This window comes from Intestinibacter sp., assembly GCF_051866655.1.
GTDB lineage: Bacteria > Bacillota > Clostridia > Peptostreptococcales > Peptostreptococcaceae > Intestinibacter.
On the sequence record NZ_JBJDXL010000424.1, the window covers coordinates 1 to 2,852 of the forward strand.

The following is a 2,852-nucleotide window of genomic DNA, read 5'->3' on the forward strand; positions in this document are numbered from 1 at the left end:
TGATTTAGCTAAAAATATGTATTTAAAATTAAGAAATTTTTGTGATTTATCAAATGATATAAACTTATTACATACAGATGAGTATAATGTTTTTTTGGCAGATATAATAAATTATATTTTAATAAAAAATAATTTTTTTGAAATGAAGTTGGGATTATTAGGAATATCTACAAATAATAAACAAATAATACAAAGCTTATATAATAGAAGATTGTATAAACAAATAAAAATGTTTGTAGAAAATAAAATTTTAAATAAAAATGAAGTTAAAGAAATATCAAATTTTATACCTGAGATAAATTTATTCATAACTAATAAATTTAATGAAAATAAAAATCAAAATGAATTATATTTACAAAAAAATATATTATTAGAACAAAATACAAAGTTTATTGATCAAGTTATGATAAATAAAAATAAATATTATAAATTAAATAAAGAAAAGACAAATGTTTTGTTTGAATTATTTGAATTTAATGATAATAAATGTAGTTGTTGTGGTGAAGTATTAGAAAATAAACATGAAGTAGTAATTACTAAAACTACAGAAGGTATTTATCCTATATTATCTGAAGTTAGTTATTGCCCAAAATGTAATATCTATGGAATGAATCAAGTTCAGTATGAATATGAAAATAAAAAAGGAAATGAATATAAAATTTATGATGGAAGTAAAAATTATTATTCATCATGTATGTTAGAGTTTAATAATTTATCATTTTTAATGATAAATAAGTCAGAATTTAATGAAGGTAAAAAAATACATTTAACTGTAAAAAATTTAAATAAGAATATAAAAATTACGAATAAAATAAAATTAAAAGGTGAAGAACTTATTTTTGATTATGAAAAACAGCGATTGTTAGATAATAATAAATTAGATTTAGCTCAAAATATAGAATTGATTAATCAAGAAGATAATGATAGTGGCTATGATATACTGTCTTATGATTTGGAAGGAAACAAAATATATATAAAGGTTAAGTGTTTACAGGAAAGTAAGAAAGAGTTTTATTTAACTGGGGAAGAAATAGAAGCAGCTAAAAAATATGGTGATAGTTATTATATTTATAAAGTTAATAATGTAATAGGCATTCCATATATCGATATAATAAAAAATCCTTTTAAGTGTGTAGAGTTAGGTAAGGTAAAAATAGAAGCGGTTAAATTTTTAGTGACTGTAGTTTAGTCGGTATTTAATAATATAAGTTGAATAAAGATATATAAAAAGAGGTGTGATATGGAAAAGAAAAAAACTATATGTCCATATGATTGTCCGACTTCATGTGGATTATTAGTAGAAACAGATGGACAAAAGATATTTAAAGTAACAGGAGATGAAAATCATCCTGCTACAAATGGTCTAATTTGCAAGAAAATGAGAAAATACGAAAAATCTATTCACTCACAAGATAGAATTCTAACTCCAATAAAAAGAATTGGAAAAAAGGGAGAAGGAAAATTCAAGCCAATAACATGGGATGAAGCTGTAGAAGAAATAACTACTAAATGGAAACAAATCATAAAAGAACAAGGTCCAAGTGCGATTCTTCCTGTCTACTACTCAGGGGTTATGAGTGTTATACAGAGAAATTGTGGAGATGCATTGTTCAACAAAATAGGGGCATGTTCATTAGTTAAAACTCTATGTTCTTCTGCTAAAGGAGCAGGATATAATTCAGTAATGGGAACTACAGGAGCACTAGATCCTAGGGAGCTTAAAGACAGCGATTACTATATAGTTTGGGGAAGCAATATGAAGGCGACTCGAATCCAAACTATGCCTGAATTAATCAAAGCTAGAAAGCAAGGTAAAAAAGTAGTTTTAATAGAAGTTTACTCAAAACCAATGGAAAAATATTGCGACCAAGTTGTTTTGATAAAACCAGGAACTGACGGAGCCTTGGCGCTTGCGATGATGAATGTAATGGTGGAGGAAAATCTTCAAGACGAAGAATTTTTATTAGAAAATACTATAGGATATGAGGAATTCAAAGAAACTTTAACTAACTATACACCAGAATGGGCAGAAAAAATAACTGGAGTTTCAAAAGAAATAATCGTAAATCTAGCTAGAGAATACGCAAAAGCAAAAGCGCCAGCAATCATTCTAGGTAGCGGAAATTCTAGATATACAAACGGTGGAATGACAGTAAGACTTATAACAATACTATCAATATTTACAGGTGCTATAAAATATCCAGGTGGTGGGTTATGTGGTACATCGCCGTCTTCTCAATCGTATATAGATAAAAATGTAATAGCACGCAACGATTTTAGAACCAATAAGGCGAGAATAGTAAATATAAACCAAGTTTCATCAGCGTTAAACGATGAAACAAATCCAATTAAAAGCCTATTTGTCTATGCATCAAATCCAGTATGCTCTATAAGCAACCAAAACAAAATGATAAAAGGTCTTTTAAGAGAGGATTTATTTACCGTAGTTCATGAAAGATTTATGACAGACACAGCAAAATATGCAGATATCGTACTTCCTGCGACTTTTTCTGTAGAACAAACAGATGTCTATACTTCTTATGGATACTGCACTTTGGCAACTGCGAAAAAAATAATAAATCCACCGGGAGAATGCAAAAGCGACTGGGATATGTTTAGATTATTGGCAAAATCTATGGGATATCAAGACGACTATTTCAACAAAACAGAAGAAACCGCTGTGGATAATGCAGTGGCAGAAACAGAAAGCGTGGATAACTTTTCCGCAGAAATGAGTGACACAGAAGCCTCCACGGACAAGGAGTCTGATGGTGAAGCGGTGCCAGAAGAGGCAGCTTCGGAAGAGCCGGAGAAATATACAGGTCCTTCTGTTTCACTTATTATGGTCGGCG

2 protein-coding genes are annotated in these 2,852 nt (G+C 29.1%); both read left to right on the plus strand.

Annotation, left to right across the window (positions count from 1 at the left end; all coding sequences use genetic code 11):
- The coding region (locus tag ACI3VO_RS12785; protein WP_439758286.1) for a DUF3883 domain-containing protein at window positions 1–1,189 on the plus strand (1,189 nt) is incomplete at its 5' end.
- Window positions 1,190–1,240: 51 nt separating this feature from the next.
- Window positions 1,241–2,852, plus strand: a 1,612-nt coding sequence (locus ACI3VO_RS12790) for a molybdopterin-dependent oxidoreductase (RefSeq protein WP_439758287.1), incomplete at its 3' end; no start/stop codon positions are given.